We start from the raw sequence: 19,376 nt of genomic DNA, 5'->3' as shown, positions 1-19,376 counted from the left end.
CGGCGGTCCGTCATGGCTGGTACCCCCCAGGCCTGTTCGGGGCATCAGAGTACGCCCGGGCGCACGTGGTGACAGGTCGATGGTCGGGAAAGATCGGAAACTTTTCCGACCCTCCGGGAGGCGCCCGTTCAGTGTGCCGAACGGACCGCCAGGCCTTCCAGCAGGGCGACCGCCTCGGCGGCGCGCTCGGCGGCCACGAACAGGTGGTCGTGGTGGTATCCGGCGATGACGTTGCAGCTGAGGCCGTGTGCGGCGAGTTCGGCGGCGAAGGCTCCGGTGAGGCCGACCGCGTCGAGGGCGGAGTGCACGCGCAGGGTGATCCATCCGGCGGTGTAGTCGTAGGCGAGTCCGGCCGCGTCGGCGTCCTCGCGGCGCAGGACGAGGGTGAGTCCCTCGGGTTCCAGGACGGTCGCGACGGGGGTGACCCCGTCGGGTGCGGTCGGGCCCGGGACCGTGCAGAAGACGTAGGTCCCCTCGTTGAGCTCCGGTCGCATGCCGCTCAGCAGTTTCCGCAGGTCGCTCTCTCCCCTCATCGACCCACCCTACCTATCATCCCCATATGACCGATTCGGCGCCCCCGGCGGAGAACGAGCAGAGCGAGCGTCACGCCTCCTGGCTGGAGCTGTTCTTCGACCTGACGGCGGTGGCCGGCGTCGCCCAGCTGGCCCATCTGCTGCACGGCGGTCCCGCGTGGGCCGATCTGGGGCTGTACGCGGTGATGTTCCTGGCGTTCTGGACGGGCTGGATGCTGTTCACGGTCTACGGCAACGTCACCCGCGACCAGGTCCGGGTGTGGAGGGTGCTGGCCGGCATGTTCGGGCTGGCCGTGATGGCGGCCGCGGTGCACGGGGTGCGGGAGGGGGAACAGGCCGCCGCGTTCGCACTCGCCTACATCCTCGTGCGGTCGCTGGCCGGTAAGGCCTGGGAGCGCCGCCGGGAGTACGTGGCGGACCTGCCGATCACCCGCCTGGGGTTGGGGCTGACGCCGTGGGTGGTGTCGATGTGGTTCGACGGAACGGCCCGGTACGCGCTGTGGGCGCTCGGGTTGGCCATCGACCTGGTGGTGATGTTCGCGGTGTCCACGAAGTCCCCGGCCGGCCGGGCGGCGGACGAGGACGCGGCGGTGTGGACGGGACACCGGCCGCCCCGCAAGCTGCGGGCCGCGTACACGGACGCCCCCCATCTCGGTGAACGGCTGGGCCTGTTCGTGCTGATCGTGTTGGGCGAGGGGATCGCCCAGACGGTGTCCGAGGCCTCGGAGGTGGAGTGGGACTCCGCGCTGTACGCGGTGGGGACCGGCGCGTTCCTGCTGCTGATCCTGCTGTGGTCGCTGTCGCTGCGGCACGGCTCGGACGGGGTGCCGCTGCTGGCCCCGGGCGCCGTGCCCGTACGGCTCGCGCTGCCACTGCACTGTTTCGTGGCGGGGTCGGTGGCGGCCCTGGCGGCGGCCCTGGGCGACTCGGTCGCGTACACCGACACGGCCGTGCCGGAACGGGTGCGGTGGTTGATGTGCGGGAGCCTCGCGGTGTACCTCGTCATCGCGGGCGCGGCGGTGGCCCGCTCGGGGCGGAGCGCGCCGTGGGCACTGCTGTTGACGGGTCCGCCGTTGGCCCTGGCCCTGGCGGTGGGCCTGACGGCCCGGGAGGCCCGGGCCGGGCACCTGGTGTGGCTGCTGGTGCTCGCGTTGTGGTGGCCCCTGGTGTGGCGGCTGCGTCGACCGTCCGGGGCCCCGGCCCCGGTCTCCCCGTAGGGCCGTCGGGGGCGGCGGCTCCGCCCCCGACGGCTGTGCCTACGTCAGGTCGAACTCTCCACCGCGCGCGTCCAGGACGAACTTGCGCCACTCGTCCGGCGCGAAGATCAGCGAAGGGCTGTCGGGCCGACCGCTGTTGCGCATCGCGATGAACCCCTCCACGAAGGCGATCTGAACGTCACCCGCTCCCCGGCTGCTCGACCGCCAATCCGCCCCGCTGAGATCGAGGTCCGGCTTGTCCCAGCCTGCGAGGGGCTGCGAAGTCATGCTCTCGGCCACGTGCGTGCTCCTCCCGGTACGTCGTCCGAGGGCAACATTAACCACGCCGGCGGGTGCCGCACAGGCCGCGCCGGGTCACCGCCGGCCGGCCCGGCATCCCGCCCGGACATCGGATTGCGTTCAGTCGGTGGGCTCTTCGGCCCCGACCAGCCACATCGCGAAGAACTGCGCCCCGCCGCCGTAGGCGTGCCCCATGGCCCGCCGGGCGTCCGCGACCTGGTGTTCGCCGGCCTGGCCGCGGACCTGGAGCGCCGCCTCCGCGAAGCGGATCATGCCGGAGGCGCCGATCGGGTTGGTGGACAGGACGCCGCCCGACGGGTTGACGGGCAGGTCGCCGTCGAGTTCCGTGACCCCGGCCTCGGTGAGCTTCCAGCCCTCGCCCTCGGCGGCGAAGCCCAGGTTCTCCAACCACATCGGCTCGTACCAGGAGAACGGCACGTACATCTCCACCGCGTCGATCTCCCGGCGCGGATCGGAGATGCCCGCCTGCCGGTAGACGTCGGCGGCGCAGTCCTTGCCCGCCTGCGGGGACACGAAGTCCTTGCCGGCGAACAGCGTCGGCTCGCTGCGCATGGCGCCGCCGTGCACCCAGGCCGGCGGCCTCGGCGACCGCGCGGCCCCCTCGCGGTCGGTGAGGATCATCGCGCAGGCCCCGTCCGAGGAGGGGCAGGTCTCGGAGTAGCGGATGGGGTCCCACAGCATGGGCGAGGCCTGGACCTTCTCCAGGGTGATGTCCCTCTCGTGCAGGTGTGCGTACGGGTTCTTCAGGGCGTTGCGCCGGTCCTTGTAGGCGACGAGCGAGCCCACCGTGTCGGGGGCTCCGGTGCGCCGCATGTACGCGCGCACGTGCGGGGCGAAGAACCCGCCGGCTCCCGCCAGCAGCGGCTGCTGGAAGGGCACCGGAAGGGAGAGTCCCCACATGGCGTTGGACTCGGACTGCTTCTCGAACGCCAGGGTCAGGACGGTCCGGTGGACGCGGGCCGCCACCAGGTTCATGGCGACCAGGGCGGTGGATCCGCCCACCGAACCGGCCGTGTGGACGCGGAGCATGGGTTTGCCGACCGCGCCGAGGGCGTCCGCCAGGTACAGCTCCGGCATCATCACGCCCTCGAAGAAGTCGGGGGCCTTGCCGATGACGACGGCGTCGATGTCCGTCCAGGTCAACTCGGCGTCCTCCAGGGCGCGTACGGCCGCCTCCCGGACCAGTCCGGCGATGGACACGTCGTGGCGGGCGGCGACGTGCTTGGTCTGGCCGATGCCGACGACGGCCACGGGCTCCTTGCTCATGTGCGGTCCCCTTCCAGGACGGCGACCAGGTTCTGCTGGAGGCAGGGACCGGAGGTGGCGTGGGCGACGGCCCGGTCGGACTCGCCGCGGTGGATGCGGGCGGCGGCCTCGCCGATGCGGATCAGTCCGGCGGCCATGACCGGGTGGGCGGCGAGCGCCCCGCCGGACGGGTTGACGCTCACCTCGTCGCCGAGCCCGAGCGCCTTGCGGAGGACCACCTCCTGGGAGGAGAACGGCGCGTGCAGTTCGGCCGTGTCCACGGGCCCCTCGAAGACCCCGGCCTGCTCGGCGGCGATCCGGGTGGACACGGAGTCGGTGAGGTCGCGCAGCCCGAGGCCGTGTGCCTCGATGCGGTGGTCGATGCCCGTGATCCAGGCGGGCCGCTCGCACAGCCCCCGGGCCACGTCCCCCGCGGCGAGGATGACGGCGGCCGCGCCGTCGCCGACGGGCGGGCAGTCCCCGGTGCGCAGCGGGGCCACCTGGTACGCGCCCTGGGGTACGGCGCCCTTGAGTTGGGCGTGCGGGTTGGTCTCGGCGGAGGCCCGGCTGCGGGCTCCGATGGCGGCCAGGGCGCGCTCGTCGGTCTCGCCCGCGTCGATCAGCGCCCGGGCCTGGAGGGCGGCCAGGGCCACCGAGTCGGGCCAGAGCGGGGCGAGGTAGTACGGGTCGAGCTGTCGGGTCATGACGTCGCGCACCGATCCCGGCGAGGACTTCCCGTACGCGTAGACGAGCGCGGTGTCGGCCTCGCCCGTCTGGATCTTGACCCAGGCCTCGTAGAGCGCCCAGGCGCCGTCCATCTCCACGTGCGACTCGGAGATCGGCGGCCAGGCGCCGACCCCGTCGAGGGTCATGGTGAAGGAGAAGGCCCTGCCGGCCAGGTAGTCGCTGGAACCGGAGCAGGTGAAGCCGATCTCGCCGGCCTTCAGTCCGGTCCGGGCCAGCACCCGGTGCAGGACCGGCATGACCATCTCGACTTCGCTGAGCTCGTCGGTGTTGCGCCGGTGGTCGCTCTGCGCGAAGGCGACGACGGCCACGTCGCGCGCGTGCCTGCTCGTCCTGGCCATCAGATGAGCTCCTTGTACACGTCGTAGTCCGCGTCCGGTTCGCCGGTGGGTCGGTAGTGGTCGGGGTGGCGCCCGCCCTCGGTCCACACGGGTTCGACGCGCAGGCCCATGCGGACCTGGTCGTAGGGGATGCCGCCGATCCGCCCGTGGAGGGCGAGGTCCGCGCCGTCGAGCGCGATGTGGGCGTAGACGTAGGGGACGTCGATGTCGAGGTTGCGCGCCTTGATGTTGACGATGCAGTACGTGGTGACCGTGCCGGCGGGGCCGACCTCGACCCGGTCGGTGGTGGCCACTCCGCAGGTCGGGCAGGCGCCGCGCGGGGGCACGTACACCTTGTGGCAGGAGGGGCAGCGCTCGCCGACGGTCCGCCGCTCGGAGAGGGCGTTGATGTAGGCGGTCTGGGCGCGGCCGGGGCTGTACGTGTAGTCCAGGCGGGCCTCGGCGACGATGCCGGTGACCGCGTCCGCGAAGATCCCGTCGTGCGGGGCGGCCTGCGGGAAGGCGGGGTCGGCCGGGGCGTCGGCGGGTTCGAAGCAGGCGATGTCGGTGATGGCCCCGACGCGGTCGGTCGCCCAGCGGATCCGGACCCGCATGCCGGTGGCCACCGACTCGGGGTCGGGTGCGTCGAGGGCGTGCAGGATCGCGGTGTCGGCGCCGTCGAGGCGGACGAGGACCCAGGCGAAGGGGGTGGCGAGGGGCTGTGCCGGGCGCGGATCGCCGTTCCAGGCCCAGGTGGTGACGGTCCCGGTCGCGGCCACCTCGACCAGGTCGCGGATCTCGTCGGCGGTGACGGGGTCGTATTCGACGGGCGGGACCATCACCCTGCCGTCGGACGTCGTGACGCCGAGGACCACGCGTTCGCGCAGACCGGTGAGGAAGGCGCTCTGGACGGGGCCGAGGGAGCGGGTGAAGGGGAACTCGACGACGAGGGGTGCGCGCAGCACCTCGGGTGGGGACGCGGCTGCTGTCATGGAGGGGTCTCCGTTTTCTCCGGGCGGTGGGGGACGGTGGACGTGTCGGCGTCCGGCGCGTGAGGGGTCAGCCGCGCCGGTAGACCGGAGGTCGTTTCTCCGCGAAGGCCCGGGCCCCTTCCTTCGCGTCGGCCGTGTCGAAGATGGGCCAACCGCGGGTGAGTTCAGCGGCCAGCCCTTCCGTCTCGGTGAGTTCGGCGCTCTCGTACACGGAGGCCTTGACGGCCTCGACGGCCAGCGGCCCGCAGGCGTTGATCCGCTCGGCGATCTCCAGGGCCGCGTCCAGCGCCGTGCCGTCCGGCACCACCCGCCCGATGAGCCCGATCCGCGCGGCTTCCTCGGCCGGGTACGGCCGTCCGGTGAGCAGCATCTCCAGCGCGTGCGTGCGCGGGATCTGCCGGGGCAGCCGCACCGTCGAGCCGCCGATCGGGAAGAGGCCCCGTTTGACCTCGAACAGCCCGAAGGTGGCTCCCGCGCCGGCGACCCGGATGTCGGTGCCCTGGAGGATCTCGGTGCCGCCGGCCACGCAGTACCCCTCGACCGCCGCGATCACCGGTTTGCGCGGTCGGTGGTGGCGGAGCATGGCCTTCCAGTGCAGGTCGGGGTCGGCCTTGAGGCGGTCCCGGTACTGGTCGCCCGCCATGCCCTTCCCGGCCAGCGCCTTCAGGTCCATGCCCGCGCAGAAGTCGCCGCCCGCGCCCGTCAGGACCACGGAGCGGATCGCGTCGTCGGCGTCCGCCTCCAGCCAGCCGTCGTACAGGCCCACCAACAGCGGCAGCGAGAGCGCGTTCTTCGCTTCCGGTCTGTTCATGGTGAGCACCAGCGTGGCTCCGCGGCGTTCCACGGTCAGGTGTTCGGTCCCACCCATTGCCGTCCTCCCGTCTCAAGACCTAGAACAGGTTGCAGGAGGGGCGAGTGCAGTTCAATAGTTTTCTGACACACAGTCAGTTTTCTTGTCCTGCGCCCTTCCCTGTTGGCAGGAGCGGCGCTCTAATGACCGCCGAGCAGCCCACCCATGGGATTTTTCGGGTCAGGAGGAACGGTGGAGTACAACCTTGCCGACCTGTTCGAGTCGGTCGTGGACGTCGTCCCGGACCGCGAGGCCCTGGTGTACGTGGACCACCCCGGGACCGGCGCCGAGCACCGCCTGACGTACGCGGAACTGGACGCGGCGGCCAACCGCATCGCGCACCACCTGCTCGACAGCGGGCTGAGGGCCGGCGAGCACCTGGGGCTGCACCTCTACAACGGGGTCGAGTACCTCCAGACCGTACTGGCCTGCCTCAAGGCCCGACTGGTCCCGGTGAACGTCAACTACCGGTACGTGGAGGAGGAACTGGTCTACCTCTACAACGACGCCGACCTCGCCGCGCTCGTCTTCGAGGGCGAGTTCACCGAACGGGTGGCGGCCGCGCTGCCGCAGACGACGAGGCTCCGGCACCTGATCCGGGTCGGCACGGCGCCCGAGGCGGCGCCCGAACCCTCGCTCGCACCCGTCCCGTTCGCGGACGCCGCGGCGGCCGGCTCCCCCGAACGCGGTTTCCCGCCGCGCTCCCCCGACGACCTGTTCATCATCTACACCGGCGGCACGACCGGGATGCCCAAGGGCGTCATGTGGCGGGCCGAGGACCTCTTCTTCGCCGGGCTGTTCGGCGGGGAGCCTTCCGGCGAGCCGGTGAAGCGGCCGGAGGAACTCGCCGAACGGGTGGCCGCGCGCGGCGCCGGGCTCACCTTCTTCCCCGCTCCCCCGCTGATGCACGGCACGTCCACGCTGACCTCGTTCATCGCCTTCAACTACGGTCAGCGGGTGGTGATCCACCGCAAGTACGCGCCCGAGGAGGTGCTGCGGACGATCGAGAAGGAGAAGGTCTCCAGTGTGTCCCTGGTGGGTGACGCGATGCTGCGGCCGCTCATCGACGCCCTGAACGGGCCGCTGCGGGGCACCGACCTGTCGTCCCTCTTCAGCGTCTCCTCGTCGGGCGCGATCATGTCGGAGACCGTGCGGGCCGAGTTCCAGCGGCTCGTGCCGCACGTGATGCTGCTGAACAACTTCGGCTCGTCCGAGTCCGGGTCGAACGGGAAGGCCACGAACGACTCCGGTCCGGAGAACGGCTTCCGACTGGAGGTCAACGACCGTACGCAGGTGGTGGATCCGGTGACGCACGAGCCGGTACCGGTGGGCGAGCCGGGACGGCTGGCGCAGCGGGGGCACGTTCCGCTCGGGTACTACAACGACCCCGCCAAGACCGCGGAAACCTTCTTCCGCAAGGGCGAGGAGCGGTGGGTGCTGCTCGGGGACATGGCCACCGTGGACGAGCGGGGCATCGTCACCGTGCTCGGCCGCGGCTCGCAGTGCATCAACACCGGCGGGGAGAAGGTGTATCCGGAGGAGGTCGAGCAGGCGCTGAAGTCACACCCGGACGTGTACGACGCGCTGGTCGCCGGTGTGGCGGACCCGAGGTGGGGCAGTCACGTGGCCGCGGTGGTGCAGATCCGCGAGGGGGCGGGCGAGCCGACGCTGGACGAGATACAGACCCACTGCCGCACCAGGCTGGCGGGGTACAAGATCCCGCGCCAGCTGGTCATCGCCCCGGCGATCCAGCGCTCGCCCAGCGGCAAGGCGGACTACCGCTGGGCGAAGACGGTGGCCACGGAGGCGAACGCGGCGGAGGCGACCCCCTGATGGCGTCGGGCCGGGCGGATCCCCGCCGGCGGGGGTGATCACCCGGCCGGCGGGTCGCGGTCCACGGTCAGGGCACCGGGTGGCCGTCGTCGTCGGTGCGGTCGGCCTGGGTGGAGAACTTCGACAGGAACACGTCGTACTGCCCGTCCTCGCGGCGGGTCATCGTCGCACCGTCCTGCCAGGTCCCGTTGTCGGCCCACCACTGGGTGCCGTAGGGGTCGCCCTGGTTCTGGTGGACGTTGTGCACGCCGAGGCCGCCGTGGGAGAAGGGTTCCCCGAAGACGAGGATCGACCTGCCCGGCACGAGGATCGGCTCCAGCGCCCGCGAGGCCTCCAGATGGGAGCCGACGACCCACGGGCGCGGCGGGCTCAGCCGGTCCAGGAGCGCCCGGAGCCAGGCGATCCCGAACCCGGTCCGGGGGCGCAGCGCGGGGTGGCGCAGGTAGTCGACGGCGCCCGAGCCCGAGGTGCGGGCGAGTTCGTGGAAGCCGGGCGGCAGTCCGGACGCGGGATCGACCACCGAGGCGGCGAGGGTGATCACCTTCCATCGCACGCCGGTGTCGGAATCCTTGCTGTCCACGTCGATCGCGCACCGGTGGCGACCCTCGGGGGTGTCGACCTCCAGGTTGACGTGGAACCAGCGCCCCTGGGTGTCGGGTTCGTCGCGGAAATGGCGATGGAGGGTCCCGGACAACACTCCGTAGTCTTCGAGCGGCATGCCGCCAGTGAACCACCCGGTCCGCCGCGCGGTCGGCCCCGGACGCCGTTCGGGCGGCTACAGCTGGGCGCGCAGTTCGGCGGCGAGTTCGCGGGCCCAGACCGCCAGCTCGGCGCGGGCCGTGCCCTGGCCGAGCGCGGCGGCCTGTTCGTCGGTGAGCCGGAGCGGGTCCGGGTTCTCCAGCAGGTGGGCGACCTCGGCGAGCAGCCCGACCAGGCGGCGGGCGCCGGGGGCGCCGAGTCGTACCGAAACCGCGGGGTCGATGACGGCCATGCCGTCGCCTCCCTTCGTGCCTCCCGGCCGGGGGCGTGCCTCCTCGGCCGGGGCTCCTCATTCGACCGTACGCCGCCGGCCGGCGCGCCGCCCGCGCTCACGCCCCGGGCCGGGTGGCCGCGTGGAGTGCGGAAAGCCCGTTCCCGGGCGGCGCCGCGCGGCCCGCTCACACGGTCGCGGCCCGGCCCGCGTCCGCCTCGCGGTGCATGCCGGTGCACAGCGCCCAGATGACGAGGAGGTTGACGGCGATCAGCACGAGGGCCCACAAGGGGTAGTACGGCAGCCACAGGAAGTTGGCCACCACCCCGAGACTGGCGATGGCGACGCCGAAGTAGCGTGCCCACAGGGCGCCGCCGATCACGGCGCATCCGGCGATGACGAGGGCCACGCCCAGGATGATGTGGACCCAGCCCCAGCCGGTCCGGCTGAACTCGTAGACGTAGTGGCGGGTGACGACGAACAGGTCGTCGTTGACGACGGTGGCGATCCCTTCGAGGATCGCCATCGCCCCGCCGATGATCATCAGGGCTGCTGCCAGGACGGTGGTACCGGAGGCGGGCGCGTGCGTGGGGCTCGTGTGCACGTGGCCCGCCCGGTGTCCGACGGGGTCACCAGACATCTCGATCTCCTAGGTCGCGGCGTCGGCCCGGTGTGCCAGGACCGGCGAGAACCCCTGTTTCAGCGTGGCACGGCGGCTCCCCGTCGGCACTCCGGCCGGCGCGTCGGTGCGCCGGGTGGGCGGCGGGGGCCCTCGACGGGTGCGGGCACACGCCGCGGGAAATGAGGCGATCACTCGTTCGAGTCATTGATTTAACCGCCGGGGGCCTGGCACTCTACCGAATGATCGGTCGGTTGGCAGCGATGAGGTGACGGCATGACGGCGCACGCGGACATCCATGACGAGGGCGAGCGGTTGAGCGGCGACGAGCTGGCCGCTCTCCAGCTGAGGCGACTGCGCGCGACCCTGCACCGCGCCTACGACCACGTGCCCCACTACCGGCAGGCGTTCGACAAGGCCGGCCTGCATCCGGACGACTGCCGGTCCCTGGCCGACCTCGCCCACTTCCCGTTCACCACCAAGTCCGATCTGCGCGACCAGTACCCCTTCGGGATGTTCGCCGTGCCCCGCTCCGAGGTGCGGCGCATCCACGCCTCCAGCGGGACCACCGGACGGCCCACGGTCGTCGGCTACACCGAGGGGGACCTTTCCACCTGGGCCGACGTCGTGGCCCGGTCCATCCGCGCGGCGGGCGGCCGCCCCGGCCAGATCGTGCACGTCGCCTACGGCTACGGGCTCTTCACCGGCGGCCTCGGCGCGCACTACGGCGCGGAACGGCTCGGCTGTACGGTCGTGCCCGCCTCGGGGGGCATGACCGACCGCCAGGTCCGCCTGATCCAGGACTTCCGGCCGGAGGTCATCATGGTGACCCCGTCCTACATGCTCACGCTGCTGGACGAGATGGAACGCCAGGGCATCGACCCGCGCTCCACCTCGCTCCGTACGGGGATCTTCGGTGCGGAGCCGTGGACGGAGGGGATGCGGCGGGAGATCGAGGAGCGGCTGGACATGGACGCCGTGGACATCTACGGCCTGTCCGAGGTGATGGGACCGGGCGTGGCCCAGGAGTTCGCGTCGACCAAGGACGGCCTGCACATCTGGGAGGACCACTTCTTCCCGGAGGTGGTCGACCCGTTGACCGGGGCGGTGCTGCCGGACGGGGAGCCGGGCGAGTTGGTGTTCACCTCGCTCACCAAGGAGGCCATGCCGATCATCCGGTACCGGACCCGGGACCTGACACGGCTGTTGCCCGGAACGGCCCGGCCCGCCTTCCGCCGGATGGAGAAGATCACCGGCCGCAGCGACGACATGATCATCCTGCGAGGGGTGAACCTCTACCCCACCGCGGTGGAGGAGATCCTGCTGCGCGTCCCGGGCCTGGCCCCGCACTTCCAGTTGCTGCTGACCAACGAGGGCCGCCTGGACACCCTGACCGTGCGGGTGGAGGCCCGGCGGGACACCGATCGCGACCGCCGCGAGGCGGCGGCCGCCGAGGTGGTCCGCGCCGTCAAGGAGGGCGTCGGGGTGTCCGTCCGTGTCGAGGTGGTGGACCCGGAGACCCTGGAGCGCTCGGTGGGCAAGATCAAGCGGGTACGGGACCTGCGCGCCAGACCGTAGGCACCGGGACGGCTCGGCGCGCGGCCGCGCGGCCCCGTCAGCCGCGTGGAGGCCGGAAACCACCCCTTCGGGCCCACTTGCGGGCCTACCCGGGAGGGCCCCCGCTCCTCCCGGGTAGGCCAGTGTGCGTGACCCCGAAGCCCCGGCCGCTGCACGACCGCCTCCAGGCCTCCCTCGCCGGGCTGGCCTGGAGCCGGGGTCGTCAGATGGAGCTGATGCACCGGGCGATGGGCTTCGCTGCCCTCGGGTTCCTCACGCTGGTGCCGCTGCTGGTGGTCGTCGCGGCCGCCGCCCCCGGCAGTGGTTACGGCTTCGGCCGCTGGCTGGGCCAGGCGCTGGGCGTGACGGCTTCCTCGCGGGCCCGGGTCGAGGTGCTGTTCGGATCCGCCGATCTGGCACTGGAGCGGACGACGGCCTTCGGGCTCGCCGCGCTCGCCGTGTTCGGCCTGACCTTCGGTTCGGCCGTGCAGACCGGGTACGAGAAGGTGTGGGACCTGCCCACGGCCCGCTGGCACACCATGTGGCGGCACGTGGTGTGGCTCGCCCTGCTGGTCTGCTACCTCGCGATGCTCGTCGGGATCCCCTCCCCGCCCCACGACCTGCTCGGCAGCCTGGTCGGCACGATCACCGACCTGGCGGGCACCGTGCTGTTCTTCTGGTCCTCCCAGCGGCTCCTGCTGGGAGGACGCGTCCGCTGGCGCGCCCTGCTCCCGGGAGCGGTGGCCACCAGCATCGGCCTGCTCGGTCTCCGGGTCTTCTCGCAGCTGGTGTTCTCCCCGTTGATCGCCTCGAACGCGGTGACCTACGGCCCCTTCGGCACCCTGCTCGTCGTCCAGTCCTGGCTGGTCGGGGTCGGCTTCGTGGTGTACGGCGGCGCCCTCGTCGGCCGCCTGCTCCACGAACGCCTCACCCTGCGCCGGCTCCACCGCTCGGGCCTTCCGCCGGAGTAGACGGCGTCCGCGCCGCGGCCCCCTCTGCCCCGTCCGTCGCCCCGGCCCGCCGCGCGCCGGCCGTCAGTGGTCCTGGCCGCCGAAGCGGTCCCGGAGTTCCCGCTTGAGGATCTTGCCGCTGGCGTTGCGGGGCAGCGCGTCCACGAAGAGCACCCGCTTGGGGGCCTTGAAGTGCGCGAGCCTCTCGCGGGCGTACGCCATCAGCTCCGCCTCCGTGACCTCCCCGCGCGGCACCACCACCGCCGTGACCGCCTCGATCCACCGCTCGTCGGACAGGCCGACGACGGCCGCCTCCGCCACCCCGGGGTGGGTGTACAGGACGTCCTCCACCTGGCGGGAGGCGACCAGCACCCCGCCCGAGTTGATGACGTCCTTCACCCGGTCGACGACGGTGAAGTAGCCCTCCGCGTCCCGTACGGCGAGGTCCCCGGAGCGGAACCAGCCGCCCCGGAAGGCCTTCGCGGTCGCCTCGGGGTCGTTCCAGTAGCCGAGGCACAACTGCGGCGAGCGGTAGACCACCTCGCCCGCGACCCCGTCCGCGACGTCGGCTCCGTCCTCGTCGACGACCTTCGCCTCGACGTGGCGCACGGGTCGCCCGCACGAGTCCATCCGGCCCTCGTGTTCGTCCGGTCCCAGCACCGTGGCCAGCGGGCCGATCTCGCTCTGCCCGAAGCAGTTGTAGAACGCGAGCCCGGGCAGTCGCGCCCGCAGCCGTTCCAGGACGGGCACCGGCATGATCGAGGCCCCGTAGTAGGCCTTGCGCAGCGCGCCCAGGTCCCGCCGGTCGAACCCGGGGTGGTTGGCCAGCCCGATCCACACCGTCGGCGGGGCGAAGAGACTGTCCGCCCGGCCCGCCTCCACCAGGCCGAGGATCTCCTGCGCGACCGGCGCGTCGAGGACGGTGTTCTCCGCGCCCACGGCCAGGTAGGGCAGCAGGAACACGTGCGTCTGCGCCGAGTGGTAGAGGGGCAGCGAGTGCACGGGCCGGTCCGTCTCGACCAGGTCCAGGGCGACGACGGCGCTCTCGTACTCGTGCGCCAGCGCGCGGTGGGTCATCATCGCGCCCTTGGGCAGGGCGGTGGTCCCGGAGGTGTAGAGCAGTTGCACCACGGCGTCCGCGGTCCGGTCCGGGACGAAGGGCAGCGGCTCGGCCAGGTCCGCGAGGAAGGAGTCCGGGGCGTCGCGCAGGGCGCGCACGGCGTGTCCGGCGGGGATCCGGCCGGCGAGCTCCGGGTCGGCGAGCACGAGCGCGCTCGCGCAGTTCCCCAGGATGTACGCGAGGTCCTCGCCGGTGAGGTTCTGGTTGACGGGGACGTGCGTGAGCCCGGCGCGTGCGCAGGCGAGGAAGGCGAGGACGTAGGCGTCGCAGTTGTGGGCGTAGGTCGCGACCCGGTCGCCGGCGGCCAGGCCGTACCGCTCGCGCAGCACGGCGGCGCCGGTGGTGACGGCCGCGTCGAGTTCCGCGTACGTCCAGGTCCGCTCGCGGTAGCGCAGCGCCACCCGGTCGGGGACCCGCAGGGCGCTGTCGCGGAGCAGCCCGTCGACCGTGTTCTCTCGGATCGCTCGCTCCGACCCCCCGGTCGTCGCGGCATTCGCGGCGGTCGAGGCGTCCCCCGGCGTCACGGCTCCGTCCGGCGTCATGGCTCCCTGTGGCGTCATGGCGCGATCCTTCCCCCTCCCCCACCCGAGGTCAACAACCGGATACCAAACGGGACGTTGACAGATCGTCGGGTGGCCTGCATGAGTGTGGGGGCACGCAAGCATCGCCTGTTTCACGGGCAACCACGCCCCAGCACAGGCCACTTGGGAGGTACGTTGCACATCCGCACCCGTCCCTTACGTCGTCGCGTCGCCCTCGTCGGGGCCGCGCTGCTCGCCGCCGCGGCCGCGTTGCCCCAGGCCACGGCCGCGGCATCGGCCGACGTCGAGCGCGGTCCGTCCGGCGGCGGTCTGTCCGCCGTCATCCGCTACACCGAGAACGGCATCCCCCACATCCTGGCCCGGGACTACGCGCACCTCGGTTTCGGCACCGGTTGGGCCCAGGCCGCCGACCAGGTCTGCGTGCTCGCGGACGGGTTCCTGACCGTGTCCGGGGAGCGCTCGCGCTGGTTCGGCCCGGACGCCGCGCCCGACGGCTCGCTGTCCTCGGCGACCACGAACCTGGCCGGCGACCTGTACTTCAAGGGGGTCCGGGACTCCGGCACCGTGGAGAAACTGCTGGCCACCCCTGCCCCGGCGGGTCCCGGCAAGGAGGTCCGGGAGCTGATGCGGGGATGGGCCGCCGGGTACAACGCCTGGCTGGCCCAGAACAAGATCACCGACCCGGCCTGCAAGGGCGCGGGCTGGGTGCGCCCGGTCACCGCCACCGACGTGGCCGCGCGCGGTTTCGCGGTCTCGGTCCTCGGCGGCGAGGGGCGCGCCGTCGACGGCATCGCGGGGGCGAGGCCGCCCGGCGCGAGCGCCCGCGCGCAGCCCGGACCGGAGGTCGATCCGGCGTCCGCCGCCGAGGCGGCGCGCCGGTTCTTCGACACCGGCCGGTACGACATGGGGTCCAACGCGGTGGCCTTCGCCGGTTCCACGACGGCCTCCGGGAGCGGTCTGCTCCTGGGCAATCCGCACTACCCCTGGCAGGGCGGCCGACGGTTCTGGCAGTCGCAGCAGACCATCCCCGGCGAGCTCAACGTCTCCGGTGCCTCGCTGCTCGGCAACGCCGTGGTGAACATCGGCTTCAACGACAAGGTGGCGTGGAGCAACACCGTCGCCACCGGAACCCCGGTCAATCTGCACCAGTTGACCCTCGACCCGGCCGACCCCACGTCCTACCTGGTCGACGGCGAACCGGAGAGGATGACCGAGCGGAAGGTCACCGTCCCGGTCGCGGGCGGGGCGCCCGTCACCCGCAGCCAGTGGTGGACCCGGTACGGGCCCGTCGTCGCGGACCTCGGGGCGGGACTGCCGCTGCCCTGGACGAGGACGACGGCGTACGCGCTGAACGACCCCAACTCCCGCAACCTGCGCGGCTCCGACACCACGCTCGCCCTGGGCCAGGCCCGTTCGGTCGCCGGGATCCAGGACGCCCTGAGGCGCACCCAGGGGCTGCCCTGGGTCAACACGATCGCCGCGGACTCGGCGGGCGGCACCCTCTTCACGCAGAGCCAGGTGCTGCCGCGGATCACCGACGAACTCGCCGCGCGCTGTTCCACCCCGCTCGGCCGGGCCACGTACCCGTCCTCGGGGCTGGCCGTGCTGGACGGCTCGCGCGGCGCGTGCGCGCTCGGCTCCGACCCGGACGCGGTACAGCCGGGGGTGTTCGGCCCGGGCCGGGCGCCGACGCTGCGTGACGCCCCGTACGCCGAGAACTCCAACGACAGCGCCTGGCTCGCCAACGCGGACCGGCCGCTGACCGGGTACGAGCGGATCTGGGGCACGGCCGCCGGTCCGCGCTCGCTGCGTACGCGCGGTGCGCTGGAGGACGTGGCGGCGATGGCCGCGAAGGGGCGGCTGACGGTGGCCGATCTGGAGCGGCAGCAGTACGCGAACCGGGTCCCGGCCGGCGACCTGGCGGCGGCCGACGCGGCGAAGGCCTGTGCGGCCCTGCCCGGGGGCACGGCGACCGGAAGCGACGGTGCGGCGGTGGACGTCTCGGCGGCCTGCGGGGTGCTGGCGGGCTGGGACCGCACGGCGAACAGCTCCAGTCGGGGCGCACTGCTCTTCGACCGGTTCTGGCGCAGGCTCACGGCGAGCACCCCGGCCAAGGAGCTGTGGTCGGTGCCGTTCTCGGTGGCCGATCCGGTGCGCACGCCGCACACGTTGAACCGGGCGGCGCCCGGTGTCGGCAGGGCGCTCGCGGACACGGTCGTGGAGTTGAGGACGGCGGGGATCGCCCTGGACGCCCCGCTGGGCCAGCACCAGTTCGTGGTGCGCGACGGCCGCAAGTTGCCGGTCGGCGGTGGCACCGAGGCGCTGGGGGTCTGGAACAAGATCGAGGCGCCGTGGAACGCGCCGGCCGGCGGCTACCCGGAGGTCGCGCACGGCTCCAGCCACATGCAGGCGGTCGGTTGGGACGGCAGTGGCTGCCCGGTGGCGCGCACCCTGCTGACGTACAGCCAGTCGTCGAACCCGAACTCCCCCTACCACGCGGACCAGACCGCGCTGTTCTCGCGGGAGCGGTGGGTGAAGGCGCGGTACTGCGAGCGGGACATCCTCACCTCGCCGGGGCTGAGGGTGGTGTGGCCGCGCGAGCGGCGCTGACGCCCGGAGATCCGCGCGGCCCCCGGGACGGTGTGTCCGTCCCTGGGGCCGCAGCGCGCGCGGACGGGTCAGGGGCTGACCGCGAGGAACAGGTACGCGGCGAGCAGCACGATGTGGACGCCGCCCTGGAGCAGGGTGGCCCGGCCGGGCACGATGGTGAGGGCGCTCACCACCACGGTGAGGGCGAGCAGCACCATGTGGATCGGGCCGAGGCCGAGCAGCAGCGGCCCGGAGAGCCAGATCGAGGCCAGTGCGATGGCCGGGATGGTCAGGCCGATGCTGGCGATCGCGGAGCCGTAGGCGAGGTTGAGGCTGGTCTGTACGCGGTCGCGGCGGGCGGCGCGGACGGCGGCCAGGGTCTCGGGGGCCAGGACCAGCAGGGCGATGATCACACCGACGACGGCGTTGGGCAGTCCGGCGTTGGCGACCCCGCGCTCGATGGTCGGGGAGACGGCCTTGGCGTCCCCGACGACGGCGACGAGGGCGACGAGGAGCAGACCGAGGCTGATGAGGGCGGCGCGGGAGGTGGGCGGGGCCGCGTGCTCGTCCTCCTCGCCCGCCGCGGCGGCCGCCGCGGCCTGGGCCGCCTCCGCCCGGCGGCGCTTGGTGTCCACGGGCAGGAAGTAGTCGCGGTGACGGACCGTCTGGACGGCGACGAACAGGCCGTAGAGAGCGAGTGAGGCACAGGCCGCGAAGGTCAGCTGGGCGGTGGAGAACTCCGGTCCCGGCTTCGAGGTGGTGAAGGTGGGCAGCACGAGGCTGAGGGTGGCGAGGGTGGCGACGGTGGCGAGGGCCGCGCCGGAGCCCTCGGCGTTGAAGACGGCGACGCGGTTGCGCAGTGCTCCGACGAGGAGGGACAGGCCGACGATGCCGTTGCAGGTGATCATGACGGCCGCGAAGACGGTGTCCCGGGCCAGGGAGGCGGTCTTGGGGCCGCCGTCGGCCATCAGCGTGACGATCAGCGCCACTTCGATGACGGTGACGGCGACGGCGAGGACCAGGGAACCGAACGGTTCGCCCACCCGGTGGGCCACGACCTCGGCGTGGTGGACCGCCGCGAGCACGGCGCCGCCGAGGCAGAGGGAGACGAGCACCACGGCGAGTCCGGGCAGATCGCGTCCCCAACTGAAGACGAGGGCGATCAGGGCCACCACGGGGACCACGACGGTCCAGTCGGTCAGGGGCGATCTGTGCGTTGCCGTACTCATATCAGCCAAGTTGCCAGAAGTGTCCGCCCGGTGCGGCCCAACCCCTGCCCTCAGGGCCTTGACGTGGCATTTCTCACGAAATCCCCGGGCGTGGCGAGCAACCGTACGGCCGCCCCGGCGGACGGCCGGCGCCCCGGGACGGTTCGCGGCGGCCAGGGGTCCGGCGGACGGCCCGGACGGTTCACATCGCGCGCGCGTGGCCCTCCCAGTACGGGTCGCGCAGCCGGCGCTTGTACAGCTTGCCGTTGGGGTCGCGCGGCATGGTCTCGATGAAGTCCACGCTCTTGGGGCGCTTGTAGCCGGCCAGTTGCCGCTCGCAGTGGTGGAGGATCTCGGCGGCCAGCGCGTCACCCGCCTCGAAGCCCTCGGCGGGTTCGATGACGGCCTTGACCTCCTCGCCCCAGTCGGCGTGCGGGATGCCGAAGGCGGCGGCGTCGGCGACGGCGGGGTGCGTGAGCAGGGCGGACTCGATCTCGGCCGGGTAGATGTTGACGCCACCCGAGATGATCATGTCGATCTTGCGGTCGCGGAGGAAGAGGTAGCCCTCCTCGTCCATCAGGCCGAGGTCTCCGACCGTGAAGAAGTCGCCGATGCGGTTCTTGCGCGTCTTGCCCTCGTCCTTGTGGTAGCTGAAACCGCCGGTGTTCATCTTGATGTAGACGGTCCCCAGTTCGCCGGGTGCCAGCCGCCGCGCGTCGTCGTCGAAGATGGCGAGTTCGCTGATCGGCCAGGCCTTGCCGACCGTTCCCGGCCTCTTGAGCCAGTCCTCGGCCGTCGCGAAGGCGCCCCCGCCCTCGCTGGCCGCGTAGTACTCCTCCACGCACCGGCCCCACCAGTCGATCATCGCCCGTTTGACGTGGTCGGGGCAGGGGGCGGCGCCGTGGATGGCGTGCCGCATGGAGGACACGTCGTACGCGTCCTTGACCTCCTGGGGCAGCGCGAGGAGCCGGTGGAACTGGGTGGGGACCATGTGCGTGTGGGTGCAGGCATGGTGGTCGATGAGCCGCAGCATCTCCCGCGGGGTCCACTTGTCCATGAGGACGAGCGGGTGCCCGATGTGCAGGGAGGCTCCGGCGAACTGCAGGACCGCCGTGTGGTAGAGCGGCGAGCAGACGAGGTGGACGTTGTCGTCGAAGGGGCGGATGCCGAAGATGCCGAGGAAGCCGCCGAGGTACGTCTCCTCCGGGAGCTTTCCGGGCAGCGGCCGGCGGATGCCGCGCGGGCGACCGGTGGTGCCGGAGGTGTAGTTCATCACCCAGCCGAGGGTGCGGTCCGACGGGGGCGTTCCGGGCTGCCCGTCGAGGAGGTGCGCGTAGGGGCGGAAGCCCTTGACGGTCCCGACGGCGTAGCGCCCGCTCGCGGGCAGGCCCGCCTCGTCGGCCGCGGCGGTGGCGGCGTCGGCGAAGCGCTCGTGGGCGATCAGGACCTTGGCGCCGGAGTCGGAGACGATCCAGGCGATCTCGGGGCCGACGAGGTGGTGGTTGACCGGGACGAGGTAGAAACCGGCCTGGGAGGCCGCGAGGTAGGCGGTGAAGAACTCGACGCCGTTGGGGAGGACGACGGCGAAGACGTCGCCCTTCTCCAGGCCTGCCGCGCGCAGGCCGTGGACGAGCCGGTTGACGTCGGCGTGCAGGCGGGCCGCCGTCCACGTCTCGCCCTCGGGGGTGATCAGGACCGTGCGGTCGGGGTCGGCGGCCGCCTGGGCCCAGAAGCCGTTGGGGGGTTGTCCGTCGCTCATGCTGCTGCTCGCTCCTCTCGGGCGCCGC

Annotated in this window: 17 protein-coding genes; 5 read left to right on the top strand and 12 right to left on the bottom strand. The window is 72.4% G+C overall.

Annotated features, from left to right (window positions below):
* Positions 1 to 128 precede the first annotated feature (128 nt).
* The gene (locus OG906_RS30115; protein ID WP_329447237.1) at positions 129 to 533 is read right to left on the bottom strand and encodes an ACT domain-containing protein; all 405 of its coding nucleotides are present in this window, start codon (positions 531 to 533) and stop codon (positions 129 to 131) included.
* A gap of 26 nt (positions 534 to 559) precedes the next feature.
* On the opposite strand from OG906_RS30115, the gene OG906_RS30110 reads away from it, so the two are divergent.
* Entirely contained in the window at positions 560 to 1,750 is a 1,191-nt protein-coding gene (locus OG906_RS30110) for a low temperature requirement protein A (protein ID WP_329447236.1), read from the top strand.
* Between the two features lie 39 nt (positions 1,751 to 1,789).
* On the opposite strand, the gene OG906_RS30105 is transcribed toward OG906_RS30110, so the two are convergent.
* The 5 genes from OG906_RS30105 to OG906_RS30085 form a co-directional block, all read right to left on the bottom strand.
* Positions 1,790 to 2,017, bottom strand: a complete 228-nt coding sequence (locus OG906_RS30105) for a DUF397 domain-containing protein (protein WP_384615777.1) — start codon at positions 2,015 to 2,017, stop codon at positions 1,790 to 1,792.
* 132 nt (positions 2,018 to 2,149) lie between these two features.
* Entirely contained in the window at positions 2,150 to 3,316 is a 1,167-nt protein-coding gene (locus tag OG906_RS30100) for a thiolase domain-containing protein (protein ID WP_329447235.1), read from the bottom strand.
* Positions 3,313 to 4,380, bottom strand: coding sequence for a thiolase domain-containing protein (locus OG906_RS30095; protein WP_329447234.1), 1,068 nt, complete (start codon positions 4,378 to 4,380; stop codon positions 3,313 to 3,315). Before OG906_RS30095 ends, OG906_RS30100 begins: the two co-directional genes overlap by 4 nt.
* Positions 4,380 to 5,351 (bottom strand): Zn-ribbon domain-containing OB-fold protein, encoded by a 972-nt coding sequence (locus OG906_RS30090; protein WP_329447233.1) that lies wholly within the window; start codon positions 5,349 to 5,351, stop codon positions 4,380 to 4,382. Before OG906_RS30090 ends, OG906_RS30095 begins: the two co-directional genes overlap by 1 nt.
* A gap of 67 nt (positions 5,352 to 5,418) precedes the next feature.
* A complete protein-coding gene (locus OG906_RS30085; protein ID WP_267796407.1) occupies positions 5,419 to 6,219 on the bottom strand; it encodes a crotonase/enoyl-CoA hydratase family protein in 801 nt (266 codons plus the stop codon).
* 174 nt (positions 6,220 to 6,393) lie between these two features.
* Here OG906_RS30085 and OG906_RS30080 point away from each other — a divergent pair, with 174 nt between their 5' ends.
* Positions 6,394 to 8,034, top strand: coding sequence for an acyl-CoA synthetase (locus OG906_RS30080; protein ID WP_329447232.1), 1,641 nt, complete (start codon positions 6,394 to 6,396; stop codon positions 8,032 to 8,034).
* A 67-nt stretch (positions 8,035 to 8,101) separates the two neighbouring features.
* Here OG906_RS30080 and OG906_RS30075 read toward each other — a convergent pair whose 3' ends face one another.
* The 3 genes from OG906_RS30075 to OG906_RS30065 form a co-directional block, all read right to left on the bottom strand.
* Positions 8,102 to 8,752, bottom strand: a complete 651-nt coding sequence (locus OG906_RS30075; protein ID WP_329447231.1) for a DUF2278 family protein — start codon at positions 8,750 to 8,752, stop codon at positions 8,102 to 8,104.
* Between the two features lie 57 nt (positions 8,753 to 8,809).
* Entirely contained in the window at positions 8,810 to 9,025 is a 216-nt protein-coding gene (locus OG906_RS30070; RefSeq protein ID WP_267796404.1) for a hypothetical protein, read from the bottom strand.
* Positions 9,026 to 9,191: 166 nt separating this feature from the next.
* Positions 9,192 to 9,644, bottom strand: a complete 453-nt coding sequence (locus tag OG906_RS30065; RefSeq protein ID WP_267796403.1) for a DUF7144 family membrane protein — start codon at positions 9,642 to 9,644, stop codon at positions 9,192 to 9,194.
* 255 nt (positions 9,645 to 9,899) lie between these two features.
* Between OG906_RS30065 and paaK the strand changes: the two genes are divergently transcribed.
* Complete coding sequence (gene paaK / locus OG906_RS30060) at positions 9,900 to 11,201, top strand: phenylacetate--CoA ligase PaaK (RefSeq protein ID WP_329447230.1); 1,302 nt, start codon at positions 9,900 to 9,902, stop codon at positions 11,199 to 11,201.
* Between the two features lie 128 nt (positions 11,202 to 11,329).
* Entirely contained in the window at positions 11,330 to 12,151 is an 822-nt protein-coding gene (locus OG906_RS30055) for a YhjD/YihY/BrkB family envelope integrity protein (protein ID WP_329447229.1), read from the top strand.
* Between the two features lie 63 nt (positions 12,152 to 12,214).
* Here the strand turns inward: OG906_RS30055 and OG906_RS30050 are convergent, their stop codons facing one another.
* The gene (locus OG906_RS30050; protein WP_329447228.1) at positions 12,215 to 13,810 is read right to left on the bottom strand and encodes a fatty acyl-CoA synthetase; all 1,596 of its coding nucleotides are present in this window, start codon (positions 13,808 to 13,810) and stop codon (positions 12,215 to 12,217) included.
* A gap of 162 nt (positions 13,811 to 13,972) precedes the next feature.
* Here OG906_RS30050 and OG906_RS30045 point away from each other — a divergent pair, with 162 nt between their 5' ends.
* Positions 13,973 to 16,402, top strand: a complete 2,430-nt coding sequence (locus tag OG906_RS30045) for a penicillin acylase family protein (RefSeq protein ID WP_329448176.1) — start codon at positions 13,973 to 13,975, stop codon at positions 16,400 to 16,402.
* Between the two features lie 68 nt (positions 16,403 to 16,470).
* On the opposite strand, the gene OG906_RS30040 is transcribed toward OG906_RS30045, so the two are convergent.
* Both OG906_RS30040 and OG906_RS30035 read right to left on the bottom strand, forming a co-directional pair.
* Positions 16,471 to 17,610: a calcium:proton antiporter gene (locus tag OG906_RS30040; protein WP_267796398.1), complete on the bottom strand. Its 1,140-nt coding sequence runs from the start codon at positions 17,608 to 17,610 to the stop codon at positions 16,471 to 16,473.
* A 181-nt stretch (positions 17,611 to 17,791) separates the two neighbouring features.
* A complete protein-coding gene (locus OG906_RS30035; RefSeq protein WP_329447227.1) occupies positions 17,792 to 19,348 on the bottom strand; it encodes an acyl-CoA synthetase in 1,557 nt (518 codons plus the stop codon).
* Positions 19,349 to 19,376 lie beyond the last annotated feature (28 nt).

This window comes from Streptomyces sp. NBC_01426 (assembly GCF_036231985.1).
Taxonomy (GTDB): Bacteria; Actinomycetota; Actinomycetes; order Streptomycetales; family Streptomycetaceae; genus Streptomyces.
The sequence above is the reverse complement of the archived record's forward strand: the minus strand, read 5'-3'. Positions and strand labels throughout refer to the sequence as shown.